At 67.9% G+C, this 20,172-nt stretch carries 19 protein-coding genes and 1 pseudogene; 14 read left to right on the top strand and 6 right to left on the bottom strand.

The window, feature by feature from the left end:
* Positions 1-8 precede the first annotated feature (8 nt).
* Positions 9-401: a winged helix-turn-helix transcriptional regulator gene (locus D5S18_RS17705; protein WP_120042068.1), complete on the bottom strand. Its 393-nt coding sequence runs from the start codon at positions 399-401 to the stop codon at positions 9-11.
* A 75-nt stretch (positions 402-476) separates the two neighbouring features.
* Here D5S18_RS17705 and D5S18_RS17700 point away from each other — a divergent pair, with 75 nt between their 5' ends.
* Positions 477-1,412, top strand: coding sequence for an NADP-dependent oxidoreductase (locus tag D5S18_RS17700; protein ID WP_239003824.1), 936 nt, complete (start codon positions 477-479; stop codon positions 1,410-1,412).
* A 54-nt stretch (positions 1,413-1,466) separates the two neighbouring features.
* Here the strand turns inward: D5S18_RS17700 and D5S18_RS17695 are convergent, their stop codons facing one another.
* Positions 1,467-1,802: an MmcQ/YjbR family DNA-binding protein gene (locus tag D5S18_RS17695; RefSeq protein WP_120042066.1), complete on the bottom strand. Its 336-nt coding sequence runs from the start codon at positions 1,800-1,802 to the stop codon at positions 1,467-1,469.
* 60 nt (positions 1,803-1,862) lie between these two features.
* On the opposite strand from D5S18_RS17695, the gene D5S18_RS17690 reads away from it, so the two are divergent.
* Complete coding sequence (locus D5S18_RS17690; RefSeq protein ID WP_120042232.1) at positions 1,863-2,567, top strand: helix-turn-helix transcriptional regulator; 705 nt, start codon at positions 1,863-1,865, stop codon at positions 2,565-2,567.
* Between the two features lie 75 nt (positions 2,568-2,642).
* Here D5S18_RS17690 and D5S18_RS17685 read toward each other — a convergent pair whose 3' ends face one another.
* The 4 genes from D5S18_RS17685 to D5S18_RS17670 form a co-directional block, all read right to left on the bottom strand.
* Complete coding sequence (locus D5S18_RS17685; protein ID WP_120042065.1) at positions 2,643-3,038, bottom strand: VOC family protein; 396 nt, start codon at positions 3,036-3,038, stop codon at positions 2,643-2,645.
* Between the two features lie 53 nt (positions 3,039-3,091).
* The gene (locus D5S18_RS17680; protein WP_120042064.1) at positions 3,092-3,505 is read right to left on the bottom strand and encodes an arsenate reductase ArsC; all 414 of its coding nucleotides are present in this window, start codon (positions 3,503-3,505) and stop codon (positions 3,092-3,094) included.
* A gap of 287 nt (positions 3,506-3,792) precedes the next feature.
* On the bottom strand, positions 3,793-5,085 hold the full coding sequence (locus tag D5S18_RS17675; RefSeq protein ID WP_120042063.1) for a D-arabinono-1,4-lactone oxidase: 1,293 nt from the start codon (positions 5,083-5,085) through the stop codon (positions 3,793-3,795).
* Between the two features lie 86 nt (positions 5,086-5,171).
* Entirely contained in the window at positions 5,172-5,888 is a 717-nt protein-coding gene (locus tag D5S18_RS17670; protein WP_120042062.1) for a TetR/AcrR family transcriptional regulator, read from the bottom strand.
* A gap of 117 nt (positions 5,889-6,005) precedes the next feature.
* Between D5S18_RS17670 and D5S18_RS17665 the strand changes: the two genes are divergently transcribed.
* The 12 genes and pseudogenes from D5S18_RS17665 to D5S18_RS35755 form a co-directional block, all read left to right on the top strand.
* Positions 6,006-7,502, top strand: coding sequence for an MFS transporter (locus tag D5S18_RS17665; RefSeq protein ID WP_120042061.1), 1,497 nt, complete (start codon positions 6,006-6,008; stop codon positions 7,500-7,502).
* Positions 7,503-7,682: 180 nt separating this feature from the next.
* Complete coding sequence (gene crcB / locus D5S18_RS17660; RefSeq protein WP_239003823.1) at positions 7,683-8,207, top strand: fluoride efflux transporter CrcB; 525 nt, start codon at positions 7,683-7,685, stop codon at positions 8,205-8,207.
* Positions 8,208-8,232: 25 nt separating this feature from the next.
* Entirely contained in the window at positions 8,233-8,580 is a 348-nt protein-coding gene (locus tag D5S18_RS17655) for a DUF190 domain-containing protein (protein WP_120042060.1), read from the top strand.
* Positions 8,559-8,939 carry a fluoride efflux transporter CrcB gene (crcB, locus tag D5S18_RS17650; protein ID WP_345789771.1) on the top strand — a complete coding sequence of 127 codons (381 nt, stop codon included), beginning with the start codon at positions 8,559-8,561 and terminating at the stop codon, positions 8,937-8,939. Before D5S18_RS17655 ends, crcB (D5S18_RS17650) begins: the two co-directional genes overlap by 22 nt.
* 47 nt (positions 8,940-8,986) lie before the next feature.
* On the top strand, positions 8,987-10,633 hold the full coding sequence (gene pgm, locus D5S18_RS17645; RefSeq protein ID WP_120042058.1) for a phosphoglucomutase (alpha-D-glucose-1,6-bisphosphate-dependent): 1,647 nt from the start codon (positions 8,987-8,989) through the stop codon (positions 10,631-10,633).
* Positions 10,620-11,834, top strand: a complete 1,215-nt coding sequence (locus D5S18_RS17640) for an MFS transporter (protein WP_120042057.1) — start codon at positions 10,620-10,622, stop codon at positions 11,832-11,834. The genes pgm and D5S18_RS17640 overlap by 14 nt, the downstream gene beginning before the upstream one ends.
* A gap of 168 nt (positions 11,835-12,002) precedes the next feature.
* Positions 12,003-13,853: a ThiF family adenylyltransferase gene (locus tag D5S18_RS17635; protein WP_120042056.1), complete on the top strand. Its 1,851-nt coding sequence runs from the start codon at positions 12,003-12,005 to the stop codon at positions 13,851-13,853.
* Between the two features lie 387 nt (positions 13,854-14,240).
* The gene (locus D5S18_RS17630) at positions 14,241-15,428 is read left to right on the top strand and encodes an FAD-dependent oxidoreductase (protein ID WP_120042230.1); all 1,188 of its coding nucleotides are present in this window, start codon (positions 14,241-14,243) and stop codon (positions 15,426-15,428) included.
* Positions 15,429-15,681: 253 nt separating this feature from the next.
* A complete protein-coding gene (locus tag D5S18_RS17625; protein ID WP_162500979.1) occupies positions 15,682-16,617 on the top strand; it encodes a BadF/BadG/BcrA/BcrD ATPase family protein in 936 nt (311 codons plus the stop codon).
* Positions 16,618-16,680: 63 nt separating this feature from the next.
* A complete protein-coding gene (locus tag D5S18_RS17620) occupies positions 16,681-18,207 on the top strand; it encodes a sodium:solute symporter (protein ID WP_120042055.1) in 1,527 nt (508 codons plus the stop codon).
* Positions 18,207-19,373 carry an anhydro-N-acetylmuramic acid kinase gene (locus tag D5S18_RS17615; protein WP_120042054.1) on the top strand — a complete coding sequence of 389 codons (1,167 nt, stop codon included), beginning with the start codon at positions 18,207-18,209 and terminating at the stop codon, positions 19,371-19,373. The genes D5S18_RS17620 and D5S18_RS17615 overlap by 1 nt, the downstream gene beginning before the upstream one ends.
* A 3-nt stretch (positions 19,374-19,376) precedes the next feature.
* A pseudogene (locus tag D5S18_RS35755) lies at positions 19,377-20,138 on the top strand (MurR/RpiR family transcriptional regulator); the annotation flags it as partial.
* Positions 20,139-20,172: the final 34 nt, after the last annotated feature.

Genomic DNA, 20,172 nt, shown 5'->3' with positions numbered 1-20,172 from the left:
TGAGACGCTTACTCCGCGTACGCGGTGCGGGCCGCCTCGACCTCGTCCATATGCTCCTCGGCCCAGCCCTTGATGGCCTGCATGACCGGCAGCAGTGACTGCCCGAGCGGCGTGAGTTCGTAGTCGACGCGCTGCGGCACCGTGGGCCACACCGTCCGGGTGATCAATCCGTCGCGTTCCAGATTGCGCAGCGTCTGGGTGAGCATCTTCTGGCTGACGCCTGCCAGTCGATGTTGCAGGTCGCGATAGCGCTGCGGTCCATCGGCGAGCGCGTTGACCGTCAGGCTCACCCACTTATCGGAGATCCGGTCCAGCAGTTTGCGCGTCGGGCATTCGGCGATATAGGCGTCGTAGACCATCGCGCGTTCGGCTCGCAGTTGCGCGGCGGTTCGGGTGGCCATTGTTACCTCCGGGTCTGGTGGGCACTCTGAAGTGCCTACTTCCTTAAAGAGAGTAGCGCCCCGAAAGTTATTCGCATGAGCAAGCGAGAGACAATGCGAGCAGTAGTGGTGCGAGGCTATGGCGAACCGGAGGTGCTGCGGGTCGTCGAGGTGGAGATCCCGGAGCCGGGTTGGGGACAGGTCCGGATCCAGGTGGCGGCGGCGACCGTCAACCCGGTCGATCTGGTGACCCGTTCCGGTGTCTTGGTCGAGGCCGGGTTGATGGCCCCGCGTGAGAGCACCGGTATCGGATGGGATGTCGCGGGTGCGATCGAGAAGCTCGGCCCCGGAGTCGACGGATTCACCGTGGGGCAGCAGGTGATCGGCCTGCGCGACCTGTTGGATTCCGCGCTGGGAACCTACGCCGAGTACGTGGTGCTCGACGCCACCTCCGTGGCCGCGGCCCCGACCGGCGTATCGGCTGTCGAGGCGGCCACCCTGCCGCTGAACGGTCTCACCGCCGCCCAGGCACTCGACCTGCTCGAGCTGTCCGAGGGCGACACCCTCCTGGTGACCGGCGCGACCGGCGCGGTCGGCGGCTTCGCCGTCGAAATCGCGGCGCAGCGCGGCATTCGAGTGCTCGCCCAGGGGTCCGACGCGGAGTTCCTGCGTTCCGTCGGCGCGGAATGGGTGCTCGAGCGCGACGCGGATCTTTCGGCGGAGGCGCGTCGACGGGTTCCCGGTGGCGTGGATGCCGCACTGGATACAGCGGGTCTGAGCAACCGCGCACTCGCTGCGATCCGGAACCGAGGTCGCTTCGTCACCGTGGTCGGCGGTGCGGTCCCGGTCCCGCTGCGCGGTATCACCGTGCACCAAGAGTGGATCCACGCCGACGGGAGGGCCCTGGCCCGCCTCGCGGAGCAGAAGCTCACCTTCCGCGTCGCCGAGACATTGCCGCTGGAAGCCGCCGCCGAAGCACATACCCGACTCGCCGCAGGCGGTCTTTCGGGTCGGCTCGTTCTGACTCTGTGAACTGTGGCGGCTCGCCGAGACAATCGGACGACTCGGCGGGCCGCACGCAGGTGATCAATCGCCGTCGATCAGGTGCTTCGGTGCGGCCTGCCGCCAGGAGTCCCGGACAATATCGGTCAACTCGCCGCGGTCCTCCAGGGCCGCCAGGCGAACCCGCACCCAAGCCTGGGTCGCCTCGTGGGGTGCGACCCAGAACTTCTCGGGTTCGGCGCGGACCAGTTCGTCGCGTTCGAGCACGGGGCAGCGCACGGCTATGGAGGTCTCCTCCTCGGGCAGGGTGAGGAAGAGTTTGCGGGCGACGCGGAAGATAGGCATGCCCCAGGCGAATTCCTCGGTGGTCTCCGGCAGGGACATGGCTACTTCGCGAACATCGTCGCCGGTCGTGCTCATGGCACGAAATTGTTCCAGCCGTGACCGACAGTGTCGGTGCCGGTGGGTAGCCTGCGGGATATGACAGGGCCGGGCGGATATCGCGAGCGGCCGTCGCGATACGACCGCGCGGTGGTGTGGACCCGCGCGGTCGGTCGCGGCCAATCGCGGCCGGTGCTGCCGGACGGTTGTCTGGATCTGATCTGGTGCTCGGGTCGCCTGTTCGTCGCGGGGCCGGACACCACCGCGCACCGGCCCATGATCGCACCGGGCACCGAGCTCGCGGGGATCCGCTTCTATCCGGGCACCGCACCCGCTCTGCTCGGCCTCCCGGCCCACGAATTACGGGACCGCAGAGTGGAATTGGCCGATATCTGGCCTGCTGTCCTCGCCCGTCGGCTCACCGGGCAGGTCGACGACGCGGCCGATCACGCTGCGGCACTGGAGGATCTCGTCCTGTCCCGCGCCGTGGATCTCGCACCGCCCGATCCGCGCCTGGCCCACATCGTCACCGCCCTGGCCGCCGGGTGGACCATCGCCGCGACGGCCGCGTCGGTCGAGCTGAATCCGCGTCTGCTGCACCGCCGTTCCCTCGCAGCGTTCGGCTACGGCCCCAAGACGCTGGCGCGCGTGCTGCGGCTGCAACGCGCGGTCGCCGCCGCCCGATCCGGTGTCCCCCTTGCCGACACGGCCGCGCGGACCGGCTACGCGGACCAGGCCCACATGTCTCGCGAGGTGCGCGAGCTGACGGGAATGCCGTTGAGGGAGCTACTGATACGCGGATAGCCGCCGGATGCGCGGTTTCCCGTGACCCTGTCTCGAAGTCCCGTGGAGGTGCCGGATGAGACTTCGCGACCGGGCCTAGGGATTCAGCGCCGCGAACAGATCGATCCCATTGCCGTCCGGGTCGCGCACCGTCGCATAGCGCTGCCCCCAGAACGCATCCCACGGCGCGAGTTCCCCCGCATAGCCCGCTTCGGTGAGTTCGGCGTACACCTTGTCCACCTCGGCGGGGTCGCCGCAGCGAAATGCCAAGCCGATGCGCCCGGCCGAGGTGGGCCGCTGCCAACCCGGGTGGAAGGCGCGAATCGTCTCCTCGCTGTCGAACGCGAGCCGCAGACCGCCGCGCAACTCGGCCTCCACATGCGGCTCGCTCTCGGCGCCCGCCGGGAAACTCAGTCCGAGCCGACGGTAGAAGGCGAGGCTGGCGGCCATATCGGAGACAACTAGTTCGACGACATCGAGTTCTGGGGTCATATCCCCACGGTAAGCGGTGCGCGAGCGCCCGGTCTTGAACGAATCGGACCGAATCAGCGTGTGGGCGTCGGCACCAGTTCGGCGATGAGGTTCTCCACCAGGATGCGCAGCCGATCCCGAATCGGCCGTATCCCTTCGAGCCCGTATCCGGCCGGATCGGGCAGATCCCAATGCCGATAGCTGATGCCGGGAAAGTACGGGCACCCATCGCCGGGTCCCATGGTGACCACCACATCCGAGACGCCCACCGCCTCATCGGTGAGCGCTTTGGGCCGATGCGCGCAGATATCGATCCCGAGTTCGGCCATGGCCGCCACGGCGCTCGGGTTGATGGTCGCCGCGGGCGCGCTACCCGCTGTACGAACCTCGATGCGGGTGCCCGCCAGCGCGGTCAATAGTCCGGCGGCCATGGGGGATCGGCTCGCGTCGTGCACGCAGACGAACAGCACGCTCGGTGTGTGGGCCATGCAACGCCTTTCGCCGAAGAACCTGCCGGGCCGTATCCCGGTCGCGCCCAAACGCTGTCGTAGCGTAAGGGATACGGATTCGGGCGGCGTGAGCGACGGGACCGGAGGAGGTAGCGCAGCGTGACCACGGAGGGACCCGCGAGCGCCGCGAATTGGACACGGCGGCGTGAGCGACGGGACCGGAGGAGGTAGCGCAGCGTGACCACGGAGGGACCCGCGAGCGCCGCGAATCAAACACCGCGGCGTGAGCGATGGGACCGGAGGACCGATCTGCGCGGGCGGACTGTTTACAGCGCGCCCAGGACCCGATCGACGTAGGCGTTGCTGAAGCGGCCCTTGGGATCCAGGCGGCGGCGCACCTCGGTGAACCGATCCCAGTGCGGGTAGCGCTCCCGCAGTGTCTCGGCGGTCTGGAAGTGGCGCTTCCCCCAGTGCGGTCGGCCCTGGTGCTTGTCGAAAATCGCTTCGCAGGCGCGGAAGTACGGTTCGTAGTTCATGCCCTGGTACTGGTGCACCGCGATGTAGCAGGTGTCGCGTTCGCCCGCCGGGGAAAGGAACGCGTCGTCGGGGGCCACCCACCGCACCTCGATGGGCATCGGGGTCGCGAATCGTGCGGCCAGGTCCTTGATTTCGCGGATCGCCTGCGCGGAATGCGCTCGGGGGATGGCGTATTCCATCTCGGTGAAGCGAATCAGTCTGGGCGAGGCGAAGACTCGATACGAGCGGTCCACCTGTCTGCGATAGCTGCCCGCGTAGGCCGCGCCGCGATGGATGAGCGGCACCAGGCTCGGCGCGCGACGGCCGAGTCGACACATGGCGTCGAAAGCGTAGTTGGACATGAGGATATCGGCGAACCAGTCCACCGCCTTGGCCCTCGGCTGCTCGGGAAGCTCGACGCGGTTGTTGCGCTTGGTCATGGCCAGCGGGCTGTGCGCGAACATGTAGAACTCGAAGTGTTCATTGCCGTCGACATAGGAGTCCAGGTCGGCGAGAATCTCCGCCACCGGGATCGGACGTTCGATACCTTCGAGTACGAACGACGGTGTCAGTTGCAACGTCACCTCGGTGATGATGCCCAGTGCGCCGATGCCGACCCTGGCCGCGCGCCACCCGTCGGGGTCGGTGCGGGCATTCAATTCCACCTTCTTGCCGTCGGCGCGCATCAGTTCGATGGAATGCAGTGCGGCGGAGAGGTTTTGCAGGCCCGCGCCGGTGCCGTGGGTGCCGGTCGCGGTGGCTCCGGCGATGGTCTGCACATCGATGTCGCCGAGGTTGGGGAAGGCGAGTCCGTGCGGGTGCATGGCATTGCTGAGGGCATTGAGGGTGCTGCCCGCCTGCACCCGGACCAAACCGGTGGCGCGGTCGATATCGAGCACGCGGTTCATGGCCGACAGGTCGAGCAGGACGCCGTCGGTGAGGACGGCGTCGGTGAACGAATGTCCGGCCCCGGCCACCCGGACCGTTTGGTCGGCGCTCGCGGCCTGGTCGAGGATCTCGGCGATCTCCTCGGCGGTGCGCGGAGCGGCCACGGTCGCGGGCGCGCAGTGTTGATCGCCTGCCCAGTTCACCCAGTTGGTCATGTGTCCAACTCTAGGGCGACGCTGTGACCTGCGCTACCAATCGCGCGCAAGAATCTGAAATTGGGAAGTTTTGCTTGGTTGTGGGCCTACTGGGTCGCGGGTTGTGGCTGCCCGTCCTGAATCGGCCAGCGCCTGCGCGCCTCGCAGGTCGAAGTCTTGGCCTGGTCCACCTCGGCGGGGGTGAGCGGGGCGACCGTGAGCGGCCTGCGCGGCGTGCTGTCGCTGCGCACGCCATTGAGGGCGATGGCCACATAGCGCTCCCACGCATCGGGCCGCACGCCGGAGGCGAAATCGGCGAAGCTCGCGATCATGTGGATCAGCGAGAAGAAATCCCCGCCCTCGATGCCGGGGGCCAGCACGCCCGCCTCCCTGGCGCGAGCGACGATGGCCAGGGTGGTCGGCTTGATCCTGTTGTCGAGGACCTGCTTGAACCGGTCCATCTCCTGCTTGAGTTCGAGCATGACCGAGCCGAAGCCGCGATTGGGGGCCAGATGGCGGCAGGCGTACTCGAAGAACTCCACCACGCCCAACCAGGGGTCGGGATTGTGCAGGGCCGCCTCCGACGCCTCGGCGAAATCGAGCAGATTCTGCTCGAAGACCTCGGCCACCAGCGCCTTCTTATTGGCGAAGCGGCGGTAGACCGTTCCCACGCCGACACCGGCCTTCTCGGCCACGTCATCGAGGGTGATCTCGAGTCCGCGTTCGGCGAAGAGTTGGCGCGCCGCGGCGATGATGCGCTGCTGGTTTCGTGCGGCGTCGGCGCGCAGGCGGCGGGGTGGGGGAACGGTCGTGGCGGGATTCACACGGCCATGTTAACAACTATCGGGATTAAGTGGAGGCAGAACCTCCGTTATCGTGATAGCTTCTTCCGGTAAGCGGAGAAGGTAACTCCGGATCAAAGCTCGAGACATAGGGGACATATGACTACCACGATAGACCGTGGGGCAAAAGCCCCCGAGCTCTCCGCGGGCCGCCGCGGATCGCACGCAATGCGCTGGTGGGTGCTCGCCGTTCTCGGCGTGGCACAACTCATGGTCGTCCTGGACGCGACCGTCGTGAATATCGCACTCCCCGCAGCGCAGCGGGATCTCGGGTTCAGCGATGCCTCCCGGCAGTGGGTGGTCACCGGATACGCCCTCGCCTTCGGCAGCCTGCTGCTGCTCGGCGGCCGCCTCAGCGACCTGTTCGGCCGCCGCACCACCTTCATCGTGGGTCTGATCGGCTTCGCCGCCACCTCCGCCATCGGCGGCGCGGCCACCAGCTTCGAGATGCTGGTCGCGGCCCGTGTCGGCCAGGGCATCTTCGGCGCGCTGCTGGCCCCCGCCGCACTGTCGCTGCTCACCGTCACCTTCACCGAACCCGGTGAACGCGCCAAAGCCTTCGGCATCTTCGGTGCGGTCGCAGGCGCGGGCGGCGCGATCGGTCTGCTGCTCGGCGGCGCGCTCACCGAATGGGCCAACTGGCGCTGGGTGATGTTCGTCAACCTGGTCTTCGCGGCCGTCGCGCTGGTCGGCGCGATCCTGCTGCTGGCCAAGCACACCGCCGACCAGCGGCCCAAGCTGGACCTGCCCGGCACCGTGGTGGTCACCGCCGCGCTGTTCGGCATCGTCTACGGCTTCTCCCGTGCCGACTCGCACGGCTGGACCGATGCGCTCACCCTGACCTTCCTGATCGGCGGCGCGGTCCTGCTCGCGGCGTTCGTGGCGATCGAGGCGAAGGTCGCCCATCCGCTGCTGCCGCTGCGGATCGTGCTCGACCGGATGCGCGGCGCGTCCTACCTGACCGTGTTCGTCATGGGCATCGGGATGTTCGCGATCTTCCTGTTCCTCACCTACTACATGCAGTTGACCATGGGGTACTCGCCGATCCGCACCGGCGTGGCCTTCCTGCCCATGGTGGCGGCGATGGTGCTGTCCTCGACCACCGTCCCCTCGCTGCTGCTGCCGAAGCTTGGGCCGAAGATCGTGGTCAGCGGCGGCTTCCTGATCGCGGCGGCCGGTATGGCCTGGCTGACCCGCATCGGCCTGACCACCGGATACGCCACCCACATCCTGCCCGCCCTGATCCTGCTCGGCCTCGGACTCGGTGGTGCGATGTCCACCGCCTTCCAGGGTGCGACCTCGGGCGTGCAGCACGAGGACGCGGGTGTCGCCTCGGCGACGATCAACACCAGCCAGCAGGTGGGTGGTTCGATCGGCACGGCGCTGCTGAGCACCATCGCCTCCTCGGCGGCGGCCAACTACCTGTCCGGTCGCGTGCCGGATCGGATGACCGTGGCCCAGTCCATGATCGAGAGCTACACCACCAGCTTCTGGTGGGCCACCGGGATTTTCGTGGTGGGCGCGGTGATCATGGCGGTGCTGATGCCGAATTCGGTGCCGGTGCCTTCCGAGGGCGAGCCGGTGCTCGCGCACTGACGCACGGGTGAACAAGGCTGCGCCCGAGACGGATTTTCCGTCTCGGGCGCAGTGCTGTTCGCGACGGTCGCGGGCACCGGCACACCGGCGCACCGCGATCCGGGCGAGTCGACGGTCGATGATCCCCTCGCGTGCCGTCCCGGCCGGAACGGACCGAGCGGTGTGCCGATACGATGACCGATGGCCCGCGTCGCGCCGACTCCGGATGCGCACGGTGCGGGCATACGATTGGCAACGATCGTCGGCGCGGCAGATCCGGCGGCGGGCAGGAGGTTGGGGGATATGGTCCGCAAGTCCGCGACACCTGCCGAACCAGCGGTCCTGTTGGTGATTTCGCTCGGCGGTGGACTCGGCGCCCTGCTGCGCTACGCCATCGGTGTGTGGTGGCCCGCGCAACCTCGCAGCATCCCGTGGTCCACCCTCGTGATAAATGTGTTGGGATGCTTCGCGATCGGAATACTGATGGTTCTGATCACGGAGGTATGGGTAGCCCACCGGTTCCTCCGCCCCTTCCTCGGTGTCGGGGTGCTCGGCGGCTTTACGACGTTTTCCACCTACGCCCTGGAGGTTCGTAGACTCTTCGAATCGGGTGCCGCGCTCGAGGCGCTCGGCTATCTCGGGGGTTCGGTGGTGACGGGGTTGGCGGCCGTCGTGCTCGGAATGAGCATGGCGCGGTGGGCGACCGGTACGGCACGGCGGAAATGACGGCGCGACGGAAGGGGGTCAGGCGATGGGTGCGACACCGGTCGGCGAATGGCAGTCGGCGGCCCGACTGACCGTACTGCTGGACGAGGACGACAAGTGGCAGCACAGGCCGCTCTACCACGAAATCGTGACCAGGGCCAGGGATTACGGCCTGGCCGGGGCCAGTGTGTGGCGCGGCGTGGAGGGCTACGGTTCCTCCTCGCGCATCCACACCAGCCGCATCCTCGACCTGGCCGACCATCTCCCGGTCATGGTGATGGTCGTCGACGAGACCGCCAGGCTGCGCGCCTTCGTCACCGACAATGCCGACCTGTTCGCGGCGGTGAATGTCGCACTCTCCCCGGTCGAGGTATGGCTCGGGGCGGTCAGATGACGGTGGCGCTGGTGCTCGTCGGCGGCATGCTCGGCGCGCCGATCCGATACCTGCTCGATCGTGCCGTGCTCGCGCGCACCCGATCGATGCTGCCGCTGGGGACGTTGACCGTTAACATTGTCGGTTCGGCGTTGCTCGGCGGATTGATCGGCGCACACGCGGACAGCAGACTGCTCGCACTCCTGGGCACCGGCTTCTGCGGTGCGCTGACCACGTTCAGCACCTTCGGCTACGAGACCGTTCGGCTGATCGCCGAGCAGGCGTACCGATACGCCGTCGGCAATGTGGTTGTCAGCGTTGCCGCCAGCCTGGCCGCGGTGTACGCCGCCGCGTCCGTGACCGAATGGTTGGGGACATGATCCTGATGACGAGCAGGGCGCAACCGATAAGGCAGGGAGACGCGAGCATGGCCCACGATCGAGCCGGGCGTCCCGCGCGACCCACCGACCTCGAGGATGTCGCGCACCTGGTGACGGCATACTACAGCCGGGTGCCCGACCCGACCGATCCGGCGCAGGCCGTGGCCTTCGGCACCTCGGGTCATCGCGGATCCAGCCTGGACTGCGCGTTCAACGAGGCGCACATCCTGGCCATCACCCAGGCCATCGTGGAATACCGCGCCACCAGAGGCATCGACGGCCCGGTCTACCTGGCGCGCGATACGCACGCGCTCTCGGAGCCCGCGTGGACCACGGCCCTGGAGGTGTTGGCCGCCAACGACATCACCGCCGTCATCGACGCGCGCGGCCGCTACACGCCCACGCCCGCGCTGAGTCACGCCGTGCTGCGCCACAATCGGGGCGGCACCCGCCATCAGGCCGACGGAATCGTCGTCACCCCGTCGCACAATCCGCCGCGCGACGGCGGCTTCAAATACAATCCGCCGCACGGCGGCCCGGCCGACACCGTGGCCACCGATGTGATCGCCGCCCGCGCCAACGAACTGCTGCGCAACGGTCTCGATGGCGTCAAACGCACCACACTGCACGAGGCGATGACCCATCACGTGCAGCGCTACGACTACCTCGACCACTACATCGCCGACCTGCCGAATGTCTTGAACCTGGACGCGATTCGCGGTGCGGGCATCCGGCTCGGCGCGGACCCGATGGGCGGCGCGAGCGTCGACTACTGGGAGGAGATCGGCCAGCGCCACGACCTCGAACTCGAGGTGGTCAACCCGTTCGTGGACCCCACCTGGCGGTTCATGACCCTCGACGGCGACGGCAAGATCCGGATGGACCCGTCCTCGCGCTACGCCATGGCCTCGCTGGTGGCCATCAAGGACGACTACGACATCTCCACCGGCAACGACGCGGACGCGGACCGGCACGGCATCGTCACCCCGGATGGCGGGCTGATGAATCCGAACCATTTCCTGGCTGTCGCCATCGAATACCTGGTGGCCAACCGGATGGGCTGGGACGCGCTGACCAAGATCGGCAAGACGGTGGTCACCTCCGCCATGATCGACCGGGTGGTCGGGGTCCTCGGACGCGATGTGCACGAGGTGCCGGTCGGTTTCAAGTGGTTCGTGCCCGGATTGTTCAGCGGCAGTCTGGCATTCGGTGGCGAGGAGAGCGCGGGCGCCTCCTTCCTGCGCATGGACGGCACCGTGTGGACCACCGACAAGGACGGCATCCTGCTGGCGCTGCTCGCCGCCGAGATCGCGGCCGTCACCGGGCAGAGTCCCTCGGCGCGCTATGTGGAACTCGAACGCCGCTACGGCAGTCCCGCCTACGCGCGCATCGACGCCCCGGCGACGGCGGAACAGAAAGACCTGCTGGCGCGGTTGACACCGGACATGATCGGTACCCCCGAAATCGCCGGTGAACCGGTGACGGCCGTGCTCACTCGGGCGCGCGGCAACGGTGCGCCGCTGGGCGGACTGAAGGTCACCACCGAGAACGCGTGGTTCGCGGCCCGGCCCTCCGGCACCGAGGACAAATACAAGATCTATGCCGAATCGTTCCACGGCGCCGACCATCTGGCCAAGGTGCAGGCGGCCGCGGCGGAAATGGTGGGGCAGGCGCTGACCGGTGCGCGCCAGTAGAACCTCGGCCCTGCCCGGCGAGATCTGGGTGCTGGTCGGGGCCGCCTTCATCGTCGCCATCGGATTCGGGCTCGTCTCACCGGTGCTGCCGCAATACGCGCGCAGTTTCGGGGTGGGGGTCGCCGCCGCATCGGCCATCGTCTCGGCGTTCGCGCTGATGCGGTTGGTGTTCGCTCCCGTGAGCGGGCGGCTGGTGCAGCGGTTGGGGGAGCGGTGGGTCTACCTCGGTGGGCTGCTCATCGTGGCACTGTCCACCGGGGCCAGCGCATTGGCGCAAAGTTATTGGCAGCTACTGGTTTTACGGTCGGCGGGCGGCATCGGGTCGACCATGTTCACCGTATCCTCACTGGCACTGGTGATTCGGCTCTCACCGCAGCAGCAAAGGGGGCGGGTCTCCGGGCTGTGGTCGTCGAGCTTCCTGATCGGGTCGATCAGCGGGCCGCTCGTCGGTGGGGCGCTGGCCGGGCTCGGGTTGCGCGCGCCGTTCGCCATCTACGCGGTGGCGCTGCTCATCGCGGCCGCCGTTGTCTATGTGAGCCTGCGGAATTCGACGCTCGCCGCACCCGAATCGGGCGCCGAGATGCGACTGATCAGCTTCACCGATGGCTTGGCGCTCCCCGAGTACCGGGCCGTGCTGCTGTCCAACTTCGCCAACGGGGTCGCCATCTTCGGGGTGCGCATGGCGCTGGTGCCGCTACTCGTGGTGGAGGTGCTCGGGCAGTCGCCCGGTATGGCGGGGATCGCCCTGACCGTCTTCGCGGCCGGGAATGTGGCGGTGTTGTTCACGGCGGGGCGCCTCTCGGATCGCTACGGGCGCAAACCATTCCTCATCATCGGATCGCTGATCTGCGCGGCGGGCACCGCCGGTATGGGGTTCGCAACCGAACTGTGGCTGCTGCTGGCCACCTCCTTCGTCTCGGGTGTCGGCGCGGGCATGTTCACCCCCACCCAGCAGGCCGCGGTCGCCGACATCATCGGGCCGCGCGCCCGAGGTGGACCGCTGCTCGCGGGTTTTCAGATGTCGGCCGACTTCGGGACCGTCCTCGGACCCGTCCTGATCGGATTCGTCGCGCAGAAGTCCTCGTACGGACTGGCTTTGGGCCTGACCGGCGGTTTGCTGGCCCTCGCCGCGCTGGTGTGGATCGCGGCGCCCGAACCGCTGCGTCGGCGGGCGGCAAGCGATGAGGTGGTGGACCGCTAGGGCTTCGGTCCGATCGCGATCGGCTGACTTCAGGTCCGGCGACCGGTAATCTCTGCGCCGTAGGGCTGTCCGCGCCGGCCTTCGAACCATTGCGCAGCAGTCGGGTGCATCTCGCTGCTGCTGTCGAAACCCTTGTGGTTCAGCCATGTTCGGAGAGGCAACCAAGCGATGAGAACATTCGGGCCGCGACGGCCGTCGGCGGCGAACACGGCGTCGGACCGGATCGGCCGCTGGCATCTTTCGGCTCTGCGGGTGCCGCCGGAGCCCGGAGCCGACACGGAGATCCTCGCCGAGATCCGACAGTGGCGCGCGCGCGTCATCTTCGATCACGGCAGGCGGCCCGAGTTCCGCACCGCGGACGGCAGGCATCTCGACGACGAGGAATTGGATTACGGCGCTTGGCATTTCCTGGCCCGCGCCGATGCGGACGGTCCCGTGCTCGGCTACGTTCGGCTGGCGACACCGCTGACGCCCTCGGCCTTCCACTCCCGCGAACACCTCGGCGACACCGCCTATGAGCGATTCCTCGACAGCCAAGGAGTCGACGGGACGGTGGTTTTCGAGCACAGCCGGGTTCTGGTGGAGCACAGCGCACGCAACCTCGGACTGGGTACGGTGCTGAGCGCGGCGGCGATCGGGGCCGCCTACCATCTCGGTGCGCGCCTCATGGTCGGCACCTCCGGCACCGAGGACGACCAGGACAAGTTCCACGCTCGCTTCGGGTTCCGGGAGGTGCACGGGACGCGCCGCTACATTCCCCGCTACACCGGTGAGGTAGTGCTCCTGGTGCATCGCCCCGGCGAGTCCAGCGAATACTCCGGACTGATCGCCGAGATGCGTGACCGCTTCCCCGAACTGGCCGCGCAACGCCCGGAATCGACACTGCCGCACCAGATCCCGCCTGGTTTGCGGAGCTCGGCAGCCCCTGATCGCGAGACCTGGCAGCCGGTTCTATTGGATATGCGGCGATCCGACGACGTGGCGGCGCTGCTCGACCTGCTCGATTCGGGCCGGGTGCGCGAGGCGCACGATACGATCACCGCTCAACTCGCCGACCTCATCGGCTGCCGCGATCCCGAACATCGCTGCGGCGGTGCGGAACTCGAAGCTCGGATCGCCGACCACACAGCGGGCACACCGCTGTGGCGCTACGGCACCTGGGTCTGGTATCCGTGGTCGGGCCGATTGGTCCACGTACTGCCCCGCACCGAATTCCGTCTGGTGCGCACCGACCGCAATCGCGACAAGATCGAGCGCTCGCGACAGCGCGAATTACTCTGCGGCCGAATCGGTATCGTGGGACTGTCGGTGGGCAGCAGCGCGGCACTGACCCTGGCGCTCGAAGGTGTCGGCGGCGCGTTCCGGCTCGCCGACCACGACGAACTCGCCCTCACCAACCTCAACCGTTTACGGTGCGGAGTGCACGAGTTGGGTGTGCCCAAAGCGGTGGCGTGCGCGCGCCAGATGTTCGAGATCGACCCCTATTTGGATATCGAGATCTTCCCCGCGGGGATCGATGACACGAATATGGATACCTTCCTGGCCGGACCGACCGGCCGCCTCGATGTACTGATCGAGGAGTGCGACAGTCTGCCGATCAAACTCGCCGTTCGCGAACACGCTCGCGCACACCGAATTCCGGTACTGATGGACACCAGCGACCGCGGCCTGCTCGATATCGAACGCTTCGACCTCGAACCCGATCGCCCCCTACTGCACGGCCTCCTGGACCAACTGTCCTCCGAGCGGGTGGCCGCCATGAACCCGGCCGACCGACTACAGGTGGTCCTGCGAATCGTCGGCGGCAAAGACAGTCTGAGCCCCGCCCTTGCCGCCTCCTTCGACCAACTCGGCCACACCCTCACCAGTTGGCCCCAACTCGCCGCCGACGTCGCCCTCGGCGGCGCGCTCATCACCGACACCACCCGCCGCATCCTGCTCGGACAGCAGTGCGCCTCCGGGCGGTACTACGTCGACTTCGCCCAACTGCTCGCCCCCGACCGCGCGGTGCGGACATAGGGTCCGGCTGGTCGATGTCGGGACCGAAGCCATTGATGGGACCGGTGCTGCGCCCGAGTCCGGCGATGCGCCACGTGCCTCGCCGACACTTGTTCTCCTCGTCGTAGCGCGGCGGATCGAATTCGACTGTGACGGATTGTCTTTCGCGATCTCGTCGTAGCGGCGGGTGGCGATCCGAGCGTGTGGCGGTTCATTGAGGGGTGCCAAGGCTGGGTAGTACTGAGCGTGGCGGATGTGTTCGCCTGCCGGCTATGCTGGCGTTCGGACGTGCGAAGACTGGGCCGGGTATGGGTTAGTCCCGGCGACATCCAAGCGTTGAACACCGTATCCGGATCGGGTGCGACCTGTGCGTCTCTTCCATTGATGCTGCATGTGAAGGGACTTGTCATGTCAACGTTTACTGTCGCTATCGCGGGCGCCGGGTTGGGTGGGCTGGCCTTGGCGCAGGGATTGCGCGAGCGAGGGATCAACGCGACCGTGTACGAACGGGACACCGCACTGGATTCGCGTCGGCAGGGCTACCGATTGCATCTGGACGCTTCCGCGCGAGATGCACTGCACCGGCTGCTGCCGCCGCGTTTGACGGAGTTGTTCCATGCCACCGCTGGCACTCCGAAGTCGCGATTCACGCTGCTCGACCGGAATTTGAACGAACTGCTCGTTCGGGATTCAGCCGAGCCCGCGCTCGCTGTCGACCGACTGACCCTGCGCGCGATCCTGCTCACCGGTATCGAGGACATGGTCGTATTCGGAAAGTCGGTCTCCGGCTACGAGTTCGAAGGATGTGGCCGGATCGCGGTGCATCTTGCCGACGGTGACATCGCACCCGCCGATGTCCTCGTCGGAGCGGACGGGATCAACTCCGTTGTTCGTCGGCAGTACCTGCCCCACGCCAGGGTCGTCGACACCGGGGTGTGGCAGCTCTACGGTGCGATCCCGCTCACCGATCGCACGCGAGAGTTGTTCGACCACACCATGTTCGGCGTGTTCACCATGATCACCGGCCTGGACGGTTCGTTCGTGGGTGTCGCGCCGGTGGAGTTCCCGGACCACCCGGCCGCCGCGGCCGCTCGGCTGCTGCCCGGACCGGCTGCGCTGCCGCCGGCATCGGACTACATGACGTGTTCGTTCGGAGCGCGCGGTGAATGGTTCGGCCCCACCCGAGACCTGTTGCGGGACTTCGACGGTGAGCGGCTGCACGAAATCGTCACCGACGCGGTGCGGACCTGGCATCCCCGCGTGCGCGGGATGGTCGCTGCCTGTGACCCGCAAAGCATGTTCGCGCTACCGCTGCGCAGCAGTGTGCCGGTTCCGGCTTGGCCGACCACACCGGTCACGCTGCTCGGTGACGCCATCCACGCCATGAGCCCCGCATCCGGATCCGGGGCCTGCACCGCCCTGCGCGATGCCGCCAACCTGGCCGACGCCCTCACCGCCGCGGCAGGCGGCCGCGAACTCCGCACCGCTCTGCACGACTACGAACGCGACATGATCGACTACGGCTTCTCCGCCGTGCGCACCGGAGCGGATAGCGGGCAACGCTTCCTCGGCCAGGATCCATTGCCGGCACACTGACCGCCCGGCCCTCCGGCGCGCGGCCCGGTTCTCGCTATCGAGAGCCGGGCCGATCTGTCGTCGGCGGGTGCGGGTAAACCCGGCCTCGAAGGGGCGAGTCGAGGCCGAGGGGAAGAACTGTGGGTCAGGTCACATGATGGTGCGATCCTACCGCGCTGACCTGGTGATCAGTGGTCGCCGATAGGGTCGAGGGGGCCGCGATTCGGTGCGCGGACTGCAACGGTGGTGTGGGTCGTGGTGTAAGGATCTGCCCATGATCAGGCTGGTGGTTGCCGTCGACCTCGGGAAAACCGGGTGTCGGGGGTCGTTTCGGGAGGCGGGGGTTCAGCGGGGGTATGCCGAGGCGGCGGGTACGCCGGGGTTGGCGTATGCGGGTGGCGTGGCGGCGGCGGAGGGGGCGATACGGTCCGTTGTCGCCGAAATAGGTGTTCGGGAGGGCGGATTCGCGTTGGGGGTGGGGGCGGCGGGTGCGGTCGCCGCACCGGAGGGTGCGCGGGAGCTCGCGCGGCGGTTGGCGGATCTGCCTGGGGTGGCGCAGGTCGCGGTGACCTCGGATGCGGTGACCGCCCATGCGGGGGCGCTGGGTGGGTCGGCGGGTGTGGTGCTCGCGGCGGGGACGGGGGCGGTGGCGACGGCGGTGGACGCGGCGGGGCGGTTTACCAGGGTTGACGGTTGGGGTCCGCTGCTGGGCGATGAAGGCGGTGGCGGCTGGATCGGTGCGGAGGGTCTGCGGGCGGTGTTGCGCGCGCACGACGGTCGCGGTCCGGCGACGACGCTGTCGGAGAAGATGGCGGAGCTGTACGCGGCCCAGCCCGATGATCTACCGAAATTCCTTGGGCAGCAAGAGAATCCGACATTGATTGCGGCCAGGTTCGCGCCGCTGGTCGCGGCGGAGGCCGACCGCGACGAGGTCGCCGCCGACATCATGGCGGCGGCGGGCCGTTCGCTGGCCCGTACGGTGCGCGCGGCGGTGGTGCGCTCGGGTCTGCTGCCTCCGGTTCCGTACGCGATCACCGGCGGTTTGGTGAATCTCGGTGCGCCGCTGCTGGATCCGCTGGACGATGGGATCGCGTCGCTGATCGAGCGGCGCTCGGCCCTCGGCGGCCCGCTGGAGGGGGCGGCACTATTGGCCGTCGACCGGTCGACCGCTTTGGAAACCTTGGTCGACCGATTTCCTAACAATTATTGACAGAACATGTGATGACGCTGACACTTACTTGCGCATTGGTTCGCTGTATCACCGGGAGTCGCGATGAACGCACTCAATCTCGCCGTCATAGTCGTCTACCTCGTCGTGGTGGCGTGGATCGGGCTACGCCTGTCCGGAAAACAGAAATCGAGTAGCGACTACTTCGTCGGCGAGGGCCGAATGCCCTGGTGGACGGTGTGTTTCTCGGTGGTGGCCACCGAAACCAGCGTGCTGACCGTGATTTCGGTTCCGGGTGGCGCCTACACCGACCAGGGCTTCGGCAATGTCGAACTGGCCTTCGGCTACATCATCGGCCGCACCGTGGTCGCCATCGTGCTGATCCCGCTGTACAAGCGCGGCGGATTCGTCAGCGCCTACCAGTACCTCGAGGTGCGATTCGGTCGCTACCTGCAGGGCGTGGCCTCGGTGACCTTCGTCGGCACCCGTCTGCTCGCCGAGGGCGTGCGGCTGTTCGCCTCGGCGATCCCGATCAAGCTGCTGCTCAGCGAGTTCGGACTCAATGTCGGCTACAACGTCATCATCGTGGTGCTCACGGTGATCACCGTCGTCTACACCTACCTCGGCGGCATCAAGGCCGTCATCTGGACCGACGCGCTGCAAATGGGCCTCTACCTGGTGGGCGCGATCATCGCCATCTCGGTGCTCACCGGACATGTCGGCGCGTCCGGCTGGTCGCAGGCGTTCGACGCGGGCAAGTTCAAGCTCCTCGACACCGATTTCGGCCTCGGCCACGTGCTCACCAGCACTTTCGCCCTGCCGACCGCCGTGATCGGCGGTGCGATCTTCGCCATGGCCTCCCACGGCTCGGACCAGTTGATCGTGCAGCGCATCCTGGCCACCCGCACGCTGCGCGAGAGCCAGAAGGCCATGATCGGCTCCGGAATCTTCATCGCCATCCAGTTCGCGGCCTTCTCGCTGGTCGGCGCGCTGCTGTGGTCCTACAACGGCGGCAAGTCGGCCAAGGAACTCGGACTGACCAGCGCCGACAGCCTCTACCCCAACTTCATCCTGCACGGTCTGCCGGTGGTGATCTCGGGTCTGCTGGTCGCCGGAATCCTCGGCGCGGCAATGGGTTCGCTGTCCTCGGCACTGAACTCGATGGCCAATTCCACGGTGGCCGACATCATTCGCAGCTTCTCCCGCCGCGGCTTGGACGATGACGCGATGCTGCGCCTGGCCAGGGTGATGACGCTGGTGTGGGCGGTGCTGATGGCACTGTTCGCCATGGGCTTCAGTTCCACCGCGGGCAATGTCTACCTGACGGCGCTGACCATCGCGGGCTACACCTACGGCGCGCTGCTGGGCGCGTTCCTGCTGGGTCGACTGATCAAGCGCGCCAACCAGTTCGACGCGGTGGTGGCTTTCATCGTCACGGTGCTCGTGATGACCTTCGTGGTGCGGGTGGTAAAGGTCGATGTGGAGGTGGCCGGGAAGATGGTCCAAAAGGGTATCGCCGCACAGTGGTTGGTGCCGATCGGCGTCCTGGTGACGCTACTGGTCGGCGGGATATCCAGCCTGCTGCATCCCGCGCCGCGACCGGCGTCCGAACCGGCACGGGTGGTGGCCTAGTGCGCGTCATCGGGTTGATGTCGGGCACCTCGCACGATGCGATCGATGCGGTCGGCGCGGAGATCTCGTTGCGGGACAACGCGATCGAGGTCCGCACCGCGGGTCGGACGAGTCTGCCCTACGCCGATGAGCTGCGCGCGGAACTGATTGCCGCGCTACCGCCCGCCGCGCTGGACATGGCCACCGTGTGCCGCCTCGACACCGCGATCGGGCAGGCGTTCGCCGCGGCCGCTGGGGCGGCCATGGACGAATTCTTCGGTGGCACTGTCGATCTCGTCGCATCGCACGGGCAGACCGTCTACCACTGGGTCGAGGAAGGCGCGGTGCGCGGCACCCTGCAACTCGGTCAGCCCGCGTGGATCGCGCAACGCACCGGTGCGAGCGTGGTCAGCGACTTCCGTTCCCGCGATATCGCGGCGGGCGGGCAGGGCGCGCCGCTGGTCGCGCTGTTCGACGCGCTGTGGCTGCGCGGTCGGCCGGGCCGCGCCGCCGCGCTGAATATCGGCGGCATCGCCAACGCGACCGTGCTCGGCGATCCGCCCGTCGCCTTCGACACCGGTCCCGGCAACGCGCTCATCGACGCGGCGGTCGAGGCGGCCACCGGCGGCGCGGCCCATTTCGACCGCGACGGCGCGATGGCCGCGCGGGGTCGCGTCGATCCGACACTGCTGGCCCGGCTGCTCGCCGAGCCCTACTACGGCCTGCGTCCGCCGAAATCGACGGGTAAGGAACTGTTCAACCGCGCCTACCTCGAGCGCGTGTTGCCCGCTGACCCGTTACCGGCCGAGGATATCGTCGCCACTGTGACCGCTTTGACCGCCCGCACCATTGCCGCCGCCCTGGCCCCCTACGCGCCGACGGAGGTGATCGCCTCCGGCGGCGGCACCCGCAATCCCACGCTCATGGCCGCGCTGGCGACGCGGTTGCGCGATTCGCGGGCCGAGCTGCGCACCTCCGACGAGCTCGGTCTGCCCTCCGAGGACAAGGAGGCGCTGGCCTTCGCGGTGCTCGGGTTCCTGACCGCGCACGGTCTGCCCGGTGCGCTCCCGGCCTGCACGGGGGCGCGGCACGCGTCGGTGCTCGGTTCGCTCACGCCCGGCGCACGCGGTTTCGCCCTGCCGACGCCGCCGAGCGCACCCCCGCAACTACTGACTCTGGTGGGCTGACCCATGGCCGAAGGTGACGATGTGCGTACCCGATTGCTCGCGGCCCTGCCGCACCTGACCCCGACGGCGCTGCGGGTGGCCGGGGTGATCCGCGACGACCCGGCGGGCGCGGCCCAGTTGACGGTGAATCAGCTGGCCGAGCGGTCCGATGCCAGCACCTCCGCGGTGGTGCGGCTGGCGAAGATCCTCGGCTACGAGGGCTACCCGCAGTTGCGTTTGGCGCTGGCGGCGGCCAGCACCGAACCGGGTGCGCCGGTCTTCGCGACCGATATCGTCGCCGACGACGCACTGGGGCAGGTGTTGCAGAAGCTGACGGCCTTCGAGACCGAGGGCATGCTCGCCACCGCCGACCTGGCCGATCCGACGACAATGGAGGCCGTGGTCGGGGCGCTGGTCGCGGCGCGACGGGTGGTGATCATCGGGATCGGCGCATCCGGTCTGGTCGCCATGGATATGGATCAGAAGCTGACCAGGATCGGCATGTGGTCGCACTCCTACACTTCCGAGGACGGCGCGCTGGTGCAGACCAGTCTGCTGCGCGAGGGCGATGTGCTGGTGGCGTTCTCGCATTCGGGGGAGACCAGTTCGATCGTGGATGCCACGCGGCGGGCCATCGAGGCGGGGGCGACGACGGTCGCGGTGACGGGCGCACCGCAGTCGCGACTCGCCAGGTCGGCGGCGCACACGCTGCTGGTGGCGGGCCGCGAGGACGGATTCCGGTCGGCGGCCATGGCCAGCAGGATGAGTCAGCTACTGGTGGTCGACGCGCTGTATGTCGGTGTGCTGCAACGCACTCCGG

It is taken from the genome of Nocardia panacis, assembly GCF_003598715.1.
GTDB lineage: Bacteria > Actinomycetota > Actinomycetes > Mycobacteriales > Mycobacteriaceae > Nocardia > Nocardia panacis.
The sequence above is the reverse complement of the archived record's forward strand: the minus strand, read 5'-3'. Positions and strand labels throughout refer to the sequence as shown.